This window comes from Streptomyces sp. NPDC051940 (assembly GCF_040680895.1).
In the GTDB taxonomy this organism is placed as follows: Bacteria; Actinomycetota; Actinomycetes; order Streptomycetales; family Streptomycetaceae; genus Streptomyces.
Genome location: NZ_JBFAXR010000033.1, coordinates 1 through 15,040 on the forward strand (window position 1 = coordinate 1; position 15,040 = coordinate 15,040).

General features: G+C 74.0%; 11 protein-coding genes. 6 read left to right on the forward strand and 5 right to left on the reverse strand.

Annotated elements, in window-relative coordinates:
* Window positions 1-91 precede the first annotated feature (91 nt).
* The 3 genes from AB0M28_RS15570 (at window position 92) to AB0M28_RS15580 (ending at window position 1,708) form a co-directional block, all read left to right on the forward strand.
* Window positions 92-331, forward strand: a complete 240-nt coding sequence (locus tag AB0M28_RS15570) for a helix-turn-helix transcriptional regulator (protein WP_365403832.1) — start codon at window positions 92-94, stop codon at window positions 329-331.
* 67 nt (window positions 332-398) lie between these two features.
* Window positions 399-869, forward strand: coding sequence for a cupin domain-containing protein (locus tag AB0M28_RS15575; RefSeq protein ID WP_365403835.1), 471 nt, complete (start codon window positions 399-401; stop codon window positions 867-869).
* On the forward strand, window positions 869-1,708 hold the full coding sequence (locus AB0M28_RS15580; protein ID WP_365403838.1) for an SDR family oxidoreductase: 840 nt from the start codon (window positions 869-871) through the stop codon (window positions 1,706-1,708). Before AB0M28_RS15575 ends, AB0M28_RS15580 begins: the two co-directional genes overlap by 1 nt.
* 13 nt (window positions 1,709-1,721) lie before the next feature.
* On the opposite strand, the gene sulP is transcribed toward AB0M28_RS15580, so the two are convergent.
* The 3 genes from sulP to AB0M28_RS15595 all read right to left on the reverse strand — a co-directional run bounded on the left by sulP (window position 1,722) and on the right by AB0M28_RS15595 (window position 6,568).
* Window positions 1,722-3,491, reverse strand: a complete 1,770-nt coding sequence (gene sulP / locus AB0M28_RS15585; protein ID WP_365403841.1) for a sulfate permease — start codon at window positions 3,489-3,491, stop codon at window positions 1,722-1,724.
* 109 nt (window positions 3,492-3,600) lie between these two features.
* Window positions 3,601-5,487 (reverse strand): molecular chaperone DnaK, encoded by a 1,887-nt coding sequence (gene dnaK / locus AB0M28_RS15590; protein ID WP_365403844.1) that lies wholly within the window; start codon window positions 5,485-5,487, stop codon window positions 3,601-3,603.
* A gap of 172 nt (window positions 5,488-5,659) precedes the next feature.
* Complete coding sequence (locus AB0M28_RS15595; protein WP_365403847.1) at window positions 5,660-6,568, reverse strand: Gmad2 immunoglobulin-like domain-containing protein; 909 nt, start codon at window positions 6,566-6,568, stop codon at window positions 5,660-5,662.
* Between the two features lie 188 nt (window positions 6,569-6,756).
* On the opposite strand from AB0M28_RS15595, the gene AB0M28_RS15600 reads away from it, so the two are divergent.
* Together AB0M28_RS15600 and AB0M28_RS15605 are read left to right on the forward strand one after the other, a co-directional pair.
* The gene (locus AB0M28_RS15600; protein WP_365403850.1) at window positions 6,757-9,906 is read left to right on the forward strand and encodes a patatin-like protein; all 3,150 of its coding nucleotides are present in this window, start codon (window positions 6,757-6,759) and stop codon (window positions 9,904-9,906) included.
* Window positions 9,907-10,255: 349 nt separating this feature from the next.
* A complete protein-coding gene (locus tag AB0M28_RS15605; protein ID WP_365403853.1) occupies window positions 10,256-10,666 on the forward strand; it encodes a hypothetical protein in 411 nt (136 codons plus the stop codon).
* A 10-nt stretch (window positions 10,667-10,676) separates the two neighbouring features.
* On the opposite strand, the gene AB0M28_RS15610 is transcribed toward AB0M28_RS15605, so the two are convergent.
* Together AB0M28_RS15610 and AB0M28_RS15615 are read right to left on the reverse strand one after the other, a co-directional pair.
* Window positions 10,677-11,789 carry an ABC transporter substrate-binding protein gene (locus tag AB0M28_RS15610; protein WP_365403856.1) on the reverse strand — a complete coding sequence of 371 codons (1,113 nt, stop codon included), beginning with the start codon at window positions 11,787-11,789 and terminating at the stop codon, window positions 10,677-10,679.
* A 109-nt stretch (window positions 11,790-11,898) separates the two neighbouring features.
* Window positions 11,899-12,933: a LacI family DNA-binding transcriptional regulator gene (locus AB0M28_RS15615; protein WP_365403860.1), complete on the reverse strand. Its 1,035-nt coding sequence runs from the start codon at window positions 12,931-12,933 to the stop codon at window positions 11,899-11,901.
* 144 nt (window positions 12,934-13,077) lie between these two features.
* On the opposite strand from AB0M28_RS15615, the gene AB0M28_RS15620 reads away from it, so the two are divergent.
* Window positions 13,078-15,012, forward strand: a complete 1,935-nt coding sequence (locus AB0M28_RS15620) for a beta-L-arabinofuranosidase domain-containing protein (protein WP_365403863.1) — start codon at window positions 13,078-13,080, stop codon at window positions 15,010-15,012.
* The last annotated feature ends 28 nt before the right edge of the window (window positions 15,013-15,040 follow it).

A 15,040-nucleotide genomic window follows, 5' to 3' on the forward strand; every position in this document is an offset into this window, starting at 1 on the left:
CTCGTGCTGGAAGCGGCAGTTGCGCAGCTCGACATACGGTTTGACCTGGCCGCCGGAGAGGTCGAGGGTGCCGCCCGGGCAGTGCGAGGGCGTGCGCACACCGGCGCTGCTGGCCGCGGCGCGTCCGCTGCCGCTGACCGACCGTGAGCGGGAGATCGTCACCCTCGCCGCCCGCGGGCTGACGAACCGGGAGATCGCGGAACGGCTGGTGGTGTCCGTACGGACCGTGGAGGGCCATCTGTATCGCGTCGGCGCCAAGCTCGGCGTCAGCGACCGCGCCGCGTACGCCGACCTGCTGCGCCTCGCCGTACCACCCGGGGAGATCGGGTAGGCGACTACTCGTGTCGCCGCCGCGCACCCGCCGCACGATGGGAGTCCGTGCAGGAAGGGGAGCGATTATGCCGACGACAGCGCACCACACACCACCGGGCGGCGGCGTCCGGTACGAGATGACCGACGGCGTCCACATCGTGAAGGCGTCCGCGGAGGACACCTGCGGTGTCTTCGAGATGTTCGAGGTCCTCGCCCACCCCGGCCCCGCCGCCCCACCGCACCGCTCACCCTGGTCCGGATCCCTGCACGTGCTGGAGGGCACCCTGTCGGCGCAGGTGGAGGGGACGACGTACGAGCTGACCGTCGGCGCGACGCTCGTCATCGAGCCGCTGGCCGCCTTCACCTTCTGGGTCGACGGCGCCGCCGCGCGTTTCCTGGCCGTCACGACGGGCGACGGGGCGGGCAGGTTCTTCGCGGACTTCGCGGCGAACGTACCGGCCGGCAAGCCCGTCGAGGAGGTCCTGCCGCAGCTTCTGGCCGTGACGCAGCGGCACGGCGTGAGCATCGCGGCCCCGGCGGACGGGGCGGACGGCTGATGTCCGGCGACGGCAGGACGGTCCTCATCACCGGCGCGAGCCGGGGCATCGGCCGGGCCACGGCGCTGCACCTGGCCGGGCGCGGCTGGCAGGTCGTCGCCGGCGTGCGCGACCCGGCGGCGGGGGAGGAGCTGTGCGGCCGGTCGCCGCGCATCACGGCGGTGGAGCTGGACGTGACGGACGACGGTCAGGTGGCCAAGCTGGCCGGTCAGCTGCCGCCCCGGGTGGACGCCCTGGTCAACAACGCCGGCATCGGGGTCGGCGGACCGGTCGAGTCGGTCGCGGTCGACGAGGTCCGGCGGCAGTTCGAGGTCAATGTGTTCGGCCAGATCGCGGTGACCCAGGCCGTACTGCCCCGGCTGCGGGAGAGCCGGGGCCGGCTGGTGTTCGTCTCCTCCCTCAACGGGCGGGTCGCGGTGCCCATGTCGGGCGCCTACAACGCCTCCAAGTACGCGGTGGAGTGCCTGGCGGACAACCTGCGGGTGGAGCTGCGGCCGTGGGGCATCCGGGTCGTGCTCGTCGAACCCGGGTGCATCGACACCGATCCGTGGCGCCGGATGCTGGAGACCTTCGACGAGTTCATGGGCGCGATGACACCCGCGCACCGGGAGCTGTACGCCGCGCACCTCACCGGCGAGCGCGCCCTGCTGGCCCGGCTGCAGAAGCAGGCGCGGCCCGTGGACCTGGTCGCGGAGGCCGTCGAGCGGGCGCTGACGCGGGCGCGGCCGCGCAGCCGGTATCTGGTCGGCGGGGACGCGAGGATGTTCGTCGCGCTGAAGAAGGCCCTGCCCACGCCGGTGTTCGACGCACTGCTGGCACGGGGGCTCGGGATGAGGTGACGACCTCGCGGCCTCAGCCGCCGTCGTGGGCCGCGCGCCACTCCCGGTAGCCGTCCAGCGCCGTCGGCAGCGTCGGATAGATCCGGTCCTCGCCCACCGACGCGCTGAGCCCGTACGCGTCCAGCGCCTCCCGCAGATCCTGCTTGACCCGGGCCAGCGAGAACACCGTGCCCTGCTCGGCGAGTTCCGCGCGCAGCGCCTCCACCGCGTCCAGGGCGGTGATGTCGACCTCCACGTTGGCCTCCATGTTCAGCACGAACCAGGCCGGCCGCTCCGGCTCCTGGGCGACGGCCGCCAGGGCGCGGCGGCGGAAGTCCTCCGCGTTGGCGAAGAACAGCGGCGAGTCGTAGCGGTAGACCACCAGGCCCGGGATGGTGTGCGCCTGCGGGTAGTCCTCGATGTCGTGCATCCCGGCGACCCCGGGGACCAGTCCCTGGACCGCGTCGTGCGGGCGCGCCACCCGGGCGAGCAGATCGGCGACGGACAGCGCCACGGCGACCAGCACGCCGTACAGGATGTCCAGCGCCAGCACCCCGAGCAGACAGCCCACGGCCAGCAGCAGCTCCCGCCGCCGGAACGCCGCCAGCCGGCGGAAGCCCGCCACGTCGATGAGCCGCAGCGCGGCGTACACGACGATCGCGCCCAGAGCCGCGGACGGGGTGTGGGAGAGCACGGGCCCGAGGAAGAGCAGCACCGCCACCACGCACGCGCAGGCGACCAGCGAGTGCAGCTGGGTGCGGCTGCCCGCCGAGTCGCCGAGCGCGGTACGGCTGGCGCTGCTGCTCACGGGGAAGCCCTGCAGCACGGCGGCGCCCGCGTTCGCGGCGCCGAGGGCGAGCAACTCCTGGTTGGCGTCCAGGGCCTCGCCGCCGCGCCGGGCGAACGCGCGGGCGGTGAGGACCACGTCGGTGTACCCCACCAGCAGGACGCCCAGCGCCGGCCCGAGGAGGTCCGCGAAGTAGCCGGTGTCCGGCAGCTCGGGGGTGGGAAGCCCGCCGGGGATCTCGCCGATGACCTGGATGCCGTGGTCCGTCAGGTCGAACAGGGCGACCGCCGCCGTGCCGACGAGGACGACGAGCAGCGGCCCCGGCACGCTGCGGGGGTGGTTCCGGGTGGCCAGGAGGAACGCCAGGGCGACGGCCGCGAGCACGGTGGTCGCGCCCTGCGACTCGTCCAGATGGGCGAGGAAGTGGCCCACCTGCGGGAAGAACGTCGAGCCCGCGCCGGGCACGCCGGTGATCCGCGGCAGCTGGTCGGCGATCATGATGAGGGCGACGCCCGTCATGTAGCCGACCAGCACCGGCCGGGACAGCAGGTCGGCGACGAAACCGAGCCGCAGCGCCCAGGCCGCCACGCACAGCGCGCCGATCAGCAGGGCGAGGCTCATCGCCAGCCCGGCGTACCGCTGCGGGTCCCCGTGGGCGAGCGGTGCCACGGCCACGGCGGTCATCAGCGCGGTCGTCGACTCGGGCCCCACGGACAGCTGCCGGGAGGAGCCGAGGACCGCGTACAGCACCAGCGGCAGCAGGATCGCCCACAGTCCGGTGACCGGCGGCAGCCCGGCGAGCCCGGCGTACGCCATCACCTGCGGCACCAGGTACGCCGCGACGGTCACGCCCGCCAGCAGGTCGCCGCGCAGCCAGGCGCGCCGGTAGCGGCGCAGTACGACGAGTCCGGGGAGCCGGCGTGCGAGCAGGCCGCTCCCGTCCGGCGTACCGGTGTCCTGGCCCGTGCGGGGGCGGCTGGGCAGCAGGCGGCGCCATCGGTTCGTCGGCTCGGGCATGAACGGCATCCTCACGGGAAGCGCCCCCGCCCCCGGCGCGACGCGCCGGGGGCGGGGTACGCGGTGGTGTGTGATCGGCTCCTGCCCGGTCCGGACACCGGCCGCCGGGTCAGGCGGCCCCGTCCCGCGGGGTGTCGTCGTCGACGATCTCCGCGTCCACGACGTCCTCCGGCTCGGACCGGCCGGACTCGTCCGACGCCCCCGGGGCCGTGTCACCGGCGCCGGAGTCCGCGCCCTGCTGGGCGCGCGCGTACATCGCGGCGCCGATCTTCTGCGCGGTGGTGGCGGCCTTCTCGATCGCCCGGCGCAGCGCGGGCGTGCTGTCGGGGGAGGTGTCCTTCAGCTGCTCCTTCAGCTGGGCGATGGCCGACTCCACCTCGGTCTTGTCGGCGGCGGGGATGCTCTCGCCGTGCTCGCGCAGCAGCTGCTCGGTCTGGTACACCAGCTGCTCGCCCTGGTTGCGGGTCTCGGCGGCCTCGCGCCGCCGCCGGTCCTCGTCGGCGTACTGCTCGGCCTCGCGCACCATGCGGTCGATGTCCTGTTTGGGGAGTGCCGACCCGCCCGTGACGGTCATCTTCTGCTCGCGGCCCGTGCCGAGGTCCTTGGCGGTGACGTGCATGATGCCGTTGGCGTCGATGTCGAAGGTGACCTCGATCTGCGGCACGTTGCGGGGAGCGGGCGGCAGGCCGGTCAGCTCGAACATGCCGAGCTTCTTGTTGTACGCCGCGATCTCCCGCTCGCCCTGGAAGACCTGGACGTTCACCGAGGGCTGGTTGTCCTCGGCGGTGGTGAAGACCTCCGAACGGCGGGTCGGGATCGTGGTGTTGCGCTCGATCAGCCGGGTCATGATGCCGTCCTTGGTCTCGATGCCCAGGGACAGCGGGGTGACGTCCAGCAGCAGCACGTCCTTGACCTCGCCCTTGATCACCCCGGCCTGCAGGGCGGCGCCCACAGCCACCACCTCGTCCGGGTTCACGCCCTTGTGCGGGTCCTTGCCGGTCAGCCGGCGCACCAGCTCCGACACGGCCGGCATCCGGGTGGAGCCGCCGACGAGGATGACGTGGTCGATGGCGGCCACGTTGATCCCGGCGTCCTTGACGGCCTGCTTGAACGGGCCCTCGCAGCGGGCCAGCAGATCCTGGGTGAGCTGCTGGAACTGGGCCCGCGTCAGCTTCTCGTCCAGGTGCAGCGGGCCGGAGGAGGACGCCGTGATGTACGGCAGGTTGACGGAGGTCTCGGTCGACGAGGACAGCTCCACCTTCGCCTTCTCGGCGGCCTCGCGCAGCCGCTGCACGGCCATCTTGTCCTTCGACAGGTCGACGCCGTACGCGTTCTTGAACTGCTTGACCAGGTACTCGACGATCCGCTGGTCCCAGTCGTCACCGCCCAGCCGGGTGTCGCCCGAGGTGGACTTGACCTCCACCACCCCGTCGCCGATCTCCAGCAGGGAGACGTCGAAGGTGCCGCCGCCGAGGTCGAAGACCAGCACCGTCTGGTCGTTCTCCTTGTCCAGCCCGTACGCCAGCGCGGCCGCGGTCGGCTCGTTGATGATGCGCAGCACCCGCAGCCCGGCGATCTCGCCCGCCTCCTTGGTGGCCTGGCGCTGCGAGTCGTTGAAGTACGCCGGCACGGTGATCACCGCGTCGTTCACCGTGTCGCCGAGGTACGACTCGGCGTCCCGCTTGAGCTTCTGCAGCACCCGGGCGGAGATCTCCTGGGCGGTGAACCGCTTCCCGTCGATGCTCCCGTCGTCCGGGAACCGCCAGGCCCCCTCGCCCACATGGCGCTTCACCGAGCGCACGGTGCGGTCGACGTTCGACACCGCCTGCCGCTTGGCGATCTCGCCGACCAGCACCTCGCCGGTCTTCGCGAACGCCACCACGGAGGGCGTGGTCCGTGATCCCTCGGCGTTGGTGATGACCGCGGGTTCACCGCCCTCCAGCACACTCACCACCGAGTTGGTCGTTCCCAGATCGATGCCTACCGCGCGAGCCATGCCCGGCCTCCTCCGCCTGCGCTCTCCGCCACTGCGCTGCGCGACGCCCCCGCTTTCCCAAGGGCCGTGCCACGGCAGGGAATCGGCGCCACTACTCCCTGCATAAAACTTGAGTCCCGGCTTGTCAACTTGGTGTACTGCCTGGGATTCCGGGGCGTCGGGCGGGGACCGGCTAGGACTTCAGATCGAGCGGGACCGTGTCCACCGTCACCACGCGCCCGTTCTCCGCCGAGATGACGTACGCCGTCAGGACGCCCTTTCCGGCCCGCGCGCTCCGGTAGGTGAGGGTCGTGTCGAACGTGCCGCGGGTGCCGCTGCCCGAGGTCGCCATCACCAGGACGTCCGCCACGACCTTGCCCGCCGCGTCGGTCAGCTTCAGGCGGAACTCCGCCTCGAAGGTGTTGGCGGTGCCCCGGACCCGTAGCGGCGAGTCCACGGTGTCGCCCAGCAGCGGCGACTCCACGAGCACGACGGGGGTCTCCTCCTCGAAGTCGGCCCGCCCGACGGGCCCGTCGAGGGTGACACCCTCGCCGCCAAACGAGGTGACCGGCTTCCCGTCCAGCCGGAAGGCGACCTTGCCGATGCTCGGGAAGCGGGTGGCCGTGTAGACGACCTGCGCCAGCCGGGCCCGCATCGAGGACGCGCCGCCGCCGTCGTCGAACCGGCCCGAGAGGTCCACGGTGGCCACCCGCGCGCGCAGCGCGACGGACCGCAGCGCGGTCCCGTCCGGGATGGCGGTCGTGCGCTCGTACCCGCGCTCACGCGCGTCGGGGCCGGCCAGCAGCGCGCGCAGCGCCTCGGCGGCGGTGGAGGGGGACTTCACCGTACGGGGTACGGCGGAGACCTTCCCGCCGTGCAGGAAGTAGACCGCCGTGCGCACCTCGCGCGGCGCGGTCGGCGACGGCGCGGGGGACGAGGCCGCGGGCGTGCTCGGCGTGGCGCTCGCCGTCGCCCCGGGCGTCGTGCTCGCCGCACCGCTCGGGGCCGTACCCCCACCCGAGCCCTCGCAGCCGGTGAGCGCGGCCGCCACGAGCAGGACGACGGCCGCCGCGTGCCATCTCCTTGACCGGCGAACGCCCATGACGACCTCCCGCACGTGTGACGTGGCGCGACTCTACGCCTGTGGGACCCCCGGCCCGCGCCGAACCCAACGCCCGGGCGCGCCGGATGCGCAAGGGCCATGAGGGGCCCTCGACTGCCCGAACGGACCGTGTGAAGCGTGCCGCCCGGTGAGGTACAGACTCGATTGTGGAACGGGGCAACAGTGCAGTGAGTACGGCGGAGTTACGGCTGGCGGTGGCCTTCACCGGCGGCGTGAGCCTGGCCGTGTGGATGGGCGGCGTGAGCCGCGAGATGAACCTGCTCGTCTCCGCCGCCGCGGAGAAGCGCGGGGGCCGGGTGCCGGCCGGTCCGACGGAATCGGCCCGCAGGGTGCGGGAGTGCTACCGGAAGCTGCTGCGCGTGCTGGACCTCGACGTGAGCGTCGACGTCCTGTCGGGCACCAGCGCCGGCGGCATCAACGCGGCCTGCCTCGGGCTGGCGACCGCCCGGGGCACCGACCTGGGCGGCCTGCGCGAGCTGTGGCTGCGCAACGGACAGCTGGAGGTCCTGCTCCGCGACCCGGCGGCCGAGGAGCAGCCGCCCTCTCTCCTCCAGGGGGACGGTGTGCTCCTCAAGGGCCTGAACGAGGCGATGCGCCAACTGGCGGGCGACGACGCGGGCTCTGACCATGACGAGGATGAGGACGCGACGCGCGTCCTCATCACGACCACCCTCCTCGACGGCCTGCCCACCCCGTTCCCCGACGACTACGGCACGACGATCCGCGACACCAGCCATCTGGGCCTGTTCACCTTCGACGGTAAGCAGCTGCGCGCCCCCGGGGCCCCGGCGGCCCTCGCACTCGCCGCCCGCAGCAGCGCGTCCTTCCCCGGCGCCTTCGAACCAGCCTTCGTACCCGTGGGCAGGAGCGGCGACGCCGAGCACCCGGACATGAAGCCCTATGTACGCGACCACAGGGCGAGCCAGTACTGCGCGGACGGCGGACTCCTCGCCAACCGCCCCGTCGGCCCCGCGCTCCAGGCGATCTTCGACCGTCCCGCGCACCGGCAGGTACGGCGGGTCCTCGCGTACGTCGTACCGTCACCCGGCGCCGTCCCCGACGCGCACAGGCAGCGGCGCGACGAGCACCGCCCGCACTCGCTGGCGTCGGCGCTGGTCGCCGACCTCAACGCCGCCCTGTCGCAGACCATCACCGCCGATCTCGCCGCCCTGGCCGCCCACAACAGCCGGGCCAGGGCCCGGCGCCGCGGCGAGGTCCAGCTCGCCCGGCTGCTCGGGGCGGCCGTCAGGCCGGACCCGGTTCGCCTGGCCGACGACTACCGCGAACGGCGCGTCGGCGCCTGGGCCGAGGCAGCGGCGCAGGAGACGATGCGGCAGCTGGCGGCACCCGGCCGCATCGTCGCCGACGGGGCGGGACCGCGGCCCGCCGGTTTCGGCAGCGACCTCGAGATCCTGACCGCCGCGGCGCGCGATGTGCTGCTCCAGAAGCTGCCGCTGAATCCCGCCGACCCCGATCCGTACGCGCGGATGACGGCGTACGGCCGCCAGCCGCTCGACGGGGCCAAGGCCACCGTCCTGGAACTGCTGAACGCCTGCTTCGCGAGCAGGCCCGGCCCGCAGGAGCGCGCGGACATCGGAGCGCTCGCCGACTCGCTGCACCAGGCCATGCCGAAACGGGTGGACTCCCGGCTGGCCGAGGGCGTCACCGACGCGCTCGACGCCTGCGACCTCACCCGGCCGGGCGCCGTGACCCGGCTGGCCGGGTCCGGGCCGTGGCACGACGCGGTGCTCAGCCAGCTCCCGAAGCAGGACGAGCAGTCGAACGAACGCGACGAGCTTCGCGCCGCATGGGTGGAGCTGGCACGTGTGGCGGGGCAGGCCCGCCGGTACTTCACTCCGCCCGATTCGCCCGCGCCGGACGGCACGCCCTCCGCCGATGACATCGCCCGCGCCGAGGCGGCCGACGTCTTCGCGTACCTCGACGGGGCCGTCGCCACCCGCGACATCGCCGGGCGTCTCTTCGACCTCCAGGCCGCCCTGCGCGTCATCTATCCGGATGAACAGGCCGCCCGCCAGACCGTCGAGCTCGTCCAGATGAGCGCCGACACCCGCACCCTCCTGGACCCGCGCAGCCTGGCCTCCGACAAGCTCACCGGCCTGCAGCTGCACCACTTCGGCGCCTTCTACAAGCACTCCTGGCGCGCGAACGACTGGATGTGGGGCCGCCTCGACGGCGCGGGCTGGCTCGTCCACGTGCTGCTGTCACCGCGGCACCTGGCCCGTCTCGCCCGCGAGGCGGACAGCCGTACGGCCTTCCGGGAGGACCTGCGCGGCACACTGGAGGAGATCGCGGGAGAGCCGCCCCCGCACGGCGTCTTCGAGCGCTTCGAGGACGGGACAGCGGCCGAACTCGACTTCCTGGACGCGGACGTCGAACCGCCTGCCGCCGCGCTGCCGACCACGGCGATGTGGGTGGCGGCCGGCCTCCAGCGGCTGATCGGCGCCGAGGAACTGGTGCACGTCGCCCGGCACGCGGAGACGGAGGATCCCAACACCGAGTTCGGGGAGGCCAGGGACGCGTTCGTCGCGGCTGTCGAGGACCGCGTGGGCAGACTGGACCAGGCGGAGCGGTTGCCCGCCCGAGACGTCCAGGACGTGCTGGCGGCCTGCCGGGTGTCGGAGGAGCGCTTCTCCGGCGAGCGTGAGACGCCCCTGTTCCGGCGTACGGCCGTCACGGCCGCCGCCGTGGGCTCCGGTGCCGCCGTGGGCGTCGTGGGACGGCGGCTGCGCACCTTGCGGACGGTGTTGCGTACGGTCCGTCGCGCGCTGCTTCTCGCCGTCCGGATGTTCGCCTCCGAGAAGGCCGCTCGTAAGCCGGTCGGGTACGGACTGGCAGCGGTGACCGCCGGGGTCGCCGCCGCGACCAGCTCGGTCCGCGAGATGGGTTACCTGGGGCTGCTGGCCGTCCTGGCGGGCATCGCGTTGATCGCGGTCGGCGCGGGCCGTCGCGTCCGGGCGGCGCTGACCATGTTCGCCGGCGCCGTCGTGCTGGCGGGGATCGCGGTGATCGCCCTTGCGGGGTTCATCCCCGCCGTGGACCGGGAGGTCTTCCCCTGGCTGCTGGAGACCGCGGTCCCGTATCTGGACGAGCACGCGGTGGTGTGGGCGATCGTGGTCCTGCTCGTGGTCCTGCTGCCGCTCTCCCTGCTCCTGGACGGGGCGCAGGCCCTGCGCGCCCGCCGCCGTCACACCACCGCCGCCGCGTCCGCGGAACCCGCCCCGACCGCACCGGCGCCGCTCGTCGTGCCACCCCGTACCGCGGCGGAGCCGGTCGCGGAGGCGCCACCCGTCACCTGAACGCACCCGGCACCGAGGACTCCGCGGACCGCCGCCGCGGGCCCGGCCCCGGTGGGCTTCACCGCCCACCGGGGCCGCGGGCGTGTCACGTGCGCGTCACCGTGAGGCCAGGGTGACAGGAGAGCCGCAGGTGGCGGTCACTGTGCTCCGTTCAACATGGGCGTCACGCCCGCCGCCGGGACGGCTACCGCTAGGGTGTGGACTGCCGCGGGGGACGCGGGGTCGGTCCGCGAGCCCGGAGGAGAGCACCGAAAGTAGCGTTCATGATCACACCAGACAGTCGGGACGGGGTGAGCCCGGACCCCACCGGGGCCGTGCCGTGCACGCCGTTTCCAGCCGGCGGTGCCGCGTGAGCGCCGCGACGACCCCCTGTCCGGCGCTGGTCCGGCTGCTGGGCGCCGGCCGGGCCGCCATGGTGCTGCGCCGGCTCGCCGACGAGCTGGTCGCCTCCGACCGGCTGCTGCCCGAGCGGGCCCGCGCCCTGGTGTGCGCACGTGCCTGCGCCGGTGATCCGCTGCTGCTGGCCGCCCCGGGCCAGGTCTGGGTGCTCGACGAGGACATCGACATCGACGACGCGCCGGCCCTGCGGCTGGCCGTCCACGCCCGGCTCACCGCCCCGCCGCGGGTGATCGTCTCCGACGCGGACGAGCCCGGCCCTCACGGTGAGCTGGACGAACTCCTGCTGGAGGTCCTGGACTTCTACCGGCTCCAGACCTGGCACCCGGACCTGCTGCCCGCCACTCCGGGCACGGCGGGCTGACCCGGGCCCCTCAACCGGCGTACAGGACCCGGAAGCTCCCGGGTTCCGCCGGATCCCGGTCGACGACCTGGACCGGCGCGGACGCCCACTGCCACACGCTGATGCCCGGCACCCGGGAGAACCGGATCGTGCCACGGGTGCCTTCGACCGCGACCTGCGGCCACGCCGCGGCCGTCCCGGACCGGTCCGTGCCGTGCGTACGCAGCACCTCGGCGAGGACGGCGACCGTGTCGTAGCCCTCGTACCCGACGAAGGAAGGCGCCGCGGCCAGCTCCTCGCGCAGGGCCTTCCCGACCCGCGCGCCGAGAGGGCCGAGGCTCTCGGGCAGGTAGCGCAGGAACGGGATGCCGGCGCCGTCGCCGCCCAGCAGCGCGGCGAACCCGTCGAACTCCGGCTGTCCGGCCGGCGCGCCGATCATGACCCCGGCGGTGCGCCGGTCGGCGCGGACGGACTGCACGACCGGCACCGCCGGTTCGGGGTGGCCGACCAGGAGCAGCAGGGCCGTCGCGCGCAGGTCGACGAGCGCGTCGCACACGTCCGCCGGGGTGAGGGCGGTCATGTCGAGTTCCGTGACGCTGCCCCCGCGTGCCGCGAGGTGGTCGCGCAGGATGCCGGTACCGGTCGCCCAGTAGACGCTCGGCTGCGTCGCCACGGCGATCCGGCTGTGGCCGGCGCCGAGGAGGTAGTCCGCGTAGATCCGCCAGCCGCGGGACTGCGGCGGGGCGATGCGTGCGACCAGGTCCGTCGGCTCGTCGGTGAGTGCGGCGAGCACCGCCGACGAGCACAGGAACGGCAGGCCCAGCGCGTCGGCCCGGGCGGCGGCGGCGCGCGCGACGACGCTGTGGTACTCCCCGGCGAGGGCGGCCACCCCGAGGCCGACGAGTTCGTCGACGGCCGCCTCGGCCTTGTGCGGATCGGCCGCCGTGTCGCGGACCACCAGCTCGAGCGGCCGACCGTCGATCCCGCCGGCGGCGTTGACCTCGCGGACGGCCAGCTCCATGCCGGCGAGCAGGTGCGTGCCCGCCTCCGTCCAGCCGGGCCGGGTGAGTGGCGCGAGGGCGCCGATCCGGACGGGCGTCTCATCCTGCCGTGGCGTGGGCACCTGGGTGATCATGCCGGACATTGCATCCGCCCTCGTGGGCGCCAGTCAAGCCCATACCCTTGCCCCGGACCTGACGGTCAACCGATCACCTGGCGCGGGCCGTTCCGCGCGGCGCCTTCGGCAGGACCGATCACCCGTCCCCCTCCGGCGCCCCCGTGGAGTCCCGCAGCACCAGCCGGCACGGGCGCGCCTGGACGCCCGCCCTTGCGCGGCCCTCGATGGCCTCCAGCAGGCGGGCCGCGGCCGCCTTGCCCAGCTCCCCGAGCTGCATGTCCACCGTCGTCAGGGGCGGGCGGCAGGCCGTCGCCATCGCGTCCCAGTTGTCGAAGCCGATCAGCGCCACGTCCTGCGGCACCCGGCGCCCGGCCTCCCGCAGGCTGTCCGCGACGCCGCGCGCTATCTGGTCGTTGCCGCAGAACACCGCGTCGCACCCCGGCTCCGCGCGCAGCACGATGTGTGCCGCCTGCCGCCCCCACTGCTCGCTCCACTCGCCGTACAGCGCCCGCCCGCCGGCGAAGTCCAGGCCGGCGGCCGCCAGCGCGCCGCGCGCGGCCTCGGCGCGCGCCTGCGCCGAGTGGTGGTGGGCCGGGCCCGTGACATGGGCGATCCGGCGGCGGCCCGTGGCCAGCAGATGGTCGATCGCCAGCACCGCCCCGCCCGTCTCGTCGGGCACCACCGACATGTCCGCCGGATCCGTCGACGGCGCCATCGCGTACACCACCGGGACCTGCAGCCGGTCGGCGAGCGGCGGGCGGGGGTCGGTGCGCCGGCCCGTGACGATCAGGCCGTCGATACGGCGGGACGCCAGCGCCCGGATGTGATGCCGCTCGCGGATCGCGTCGCCGCGGGTGTCGCACAGGAACACCGCCATCTCGCCCGCGCCCAGCGCGTCCTCCGCGCCGAGCAGCACCGGCAGGCTGAACCGGCCGATGCTGTCGGTGGTGATCAGGCCCACGGTGAAGGTGCGGCCGGAGAGCAGCCCGCGGGCGAGCTCGTTGGGGTGGAAGTTGAGCTTGCGGGCCGCGTCCAGCACCCGCTCCCGGGTGTCGTCGCGCAGCCTGCCGCGGCCGTTGAGGGCCTTGGAGGCGGTGCCCGGCGACACTCCGGCCAGGGCCGCCACATCGTGGATGGTGGTGCGCCGGGGGCGCCCGTCGGATGCGGCCACGAGCAATCCTTTGCCTCAGCTCCGTGCGGTGTTCCGCGTCGAGAGTATCGAGGAAAACCCAACTGCGCAGCATCCCTTGACCGTTCACTCCGCCATGAGTACGTTCCGCGTGGGAAATCCTTTGCCCACCGCCTGGAGTGCACCGTGGCAGCAACGAGGAACGGGCCGATCGCGCCCACCGCCCGCACCGCCGGCGCCCTGCGCCCCGCCGACCGCGCCCGGATCACCGGCGGACTGTGGCACACCCGGCGTACCACCAACGCGACGGTGAGCATTCCCGACGGCTTCCGCCGGCTCGAGCAGGCCGGGAACCTGGAGAACCTCCGGCTCGCGGCGGGCCACGGGACCGGTCCGTACGCGGGGGACTACCCCTTCCTCGACTCCGACCTCTACAAATGGCTGGAGGCCGCCTCCTGGCAGCTCGCCGACGAGGCCACCGCGCCCGAAGCCGCCGCCGCGCTCACGGAGCAGATCGAGCAGGCCGCCGAGCTGCTGGCCAAGGCCCAGGAGCCCAGCGGCTACCTCCAGTCGTACTTCCAGGTCGTCCGCCCCGACGACCACTTCACCGACCTGCGCTGGGGCCACGAGATGTACTGCGCGGGCCATCTGATCCAGGCCGCCGTCGCCCACAAGCGCGCCACCGGCGGCACCGCGCTGCTCGCGGTGGCCACCCGGTTCGCCGACCACCTCGACGACACCTTCGGGCCCGGGCGCCGCGACGGTGTCTGCGGCCACCCCGAGATCGAGACGGCCCTGGTCGAGCTGTACCGGGAGACCGGCGAGGAGCGCTATCTGCGCCTGGCCGCCCATCTCACCGACCGGCGCGGCCACGGGCTGCTGGGCGGCGAGCGGTTCGGCGCCCGCTACTGGCAGGACCATGTGCCGGTCCGCGAGGCCCGCACCGTCGCCGGGCACGCCGTCCGCCAGGTCTACCTGCTGGCGGGGGTGGTCGACCTGTACGCCGAGACAGGCGACGCCGGCCTCCTGGAGGCCGCCGAGCGGCTGTGGTCGGACATGGCCGCCACCCGGACGTATCTCACCGGCGGGATCGGCGCGCACCACTCGGGTGAGGAGTTCGGCGACCCGTACGAACTGCCGGCCGAGCGCGCGTACGCGGAGACCTGCGCCGCCATCGCGTCCGTGCAGGCGAGCTGGCGGCTGCTGCTGGCGACCGGCCGCGCCCGCTACGCCGACCTGATCGAACGCACCCTGTACAACGGCTTCCTGGCGGGTGTGTCGATGGACGGCCTGGAGTACCTCTACATCAACCCGCTGCAGGTCCGCGCGGGTTATGCGGACCCCGGCCACGACCAGGGGGCGCGCCGGACCCGGTGGTTCCGGTGCGCCTGCTGCCCGCCCAACGTGATGCGGCTGCTTGCCTCCCTGCCGCACTACGCTGCGGCGGGGGACGGCGAGGGGCTGGTGCTGCACCAGTACATGACGGGGGAGTACGCCGCCGGACCCCTCGCCGTCCGCGTCGACACCGACTACCCGTGGTCCGGCGCGGTACGCGTCACCGTCACCGCGGCACCGGCCGCGCCCGCCCGGCTGACCCTGCGCATCCCCGGCTGGTCGGACGCCTCCGTCAGCGTCGACGGCACCATCGAGGAGGGGTGGTGGCGGTCGACCCGGGTCTGGCGGCCGGGCGAGGAGATCCGCCTCGACCTCGGCGTACGGCCCCGGCTGACGGCCGCCCATCCGCGGGCGGACGCGGTGCGCGGCTGCGTGGCGATCGAGCGCGGGCCGCTCGTGTACTGCCTGGAGGAGGCGGACCAGCAGGGCGCCCTCCCCGACGACCTGCTGATCGACCCGGCGGCCGGGCTCACCGAGACGTTCCACCCCGGTCTGCTCGGCGGGCTCACCGTGATCGAGGCGCGCGGCGCCGTCCGCGAGGGCGGGGGAGACGCCCGCGCCACCCGGGGAGACGCCCCCGCCACCGACGGCACCGGATGGTGGCCGTACGCATCGCCCGCCGCCGCCCCCGCCACGACCCGCCCGGCGCCGCTGCGCGCCGTCCCGTACCACGCCTGGGCGAACCGCGCCCCGGGCGCCATGCGCGTATGGATACCCACCCTGTGACCCGGGACCCGTGACCGCCGTCCCGGCA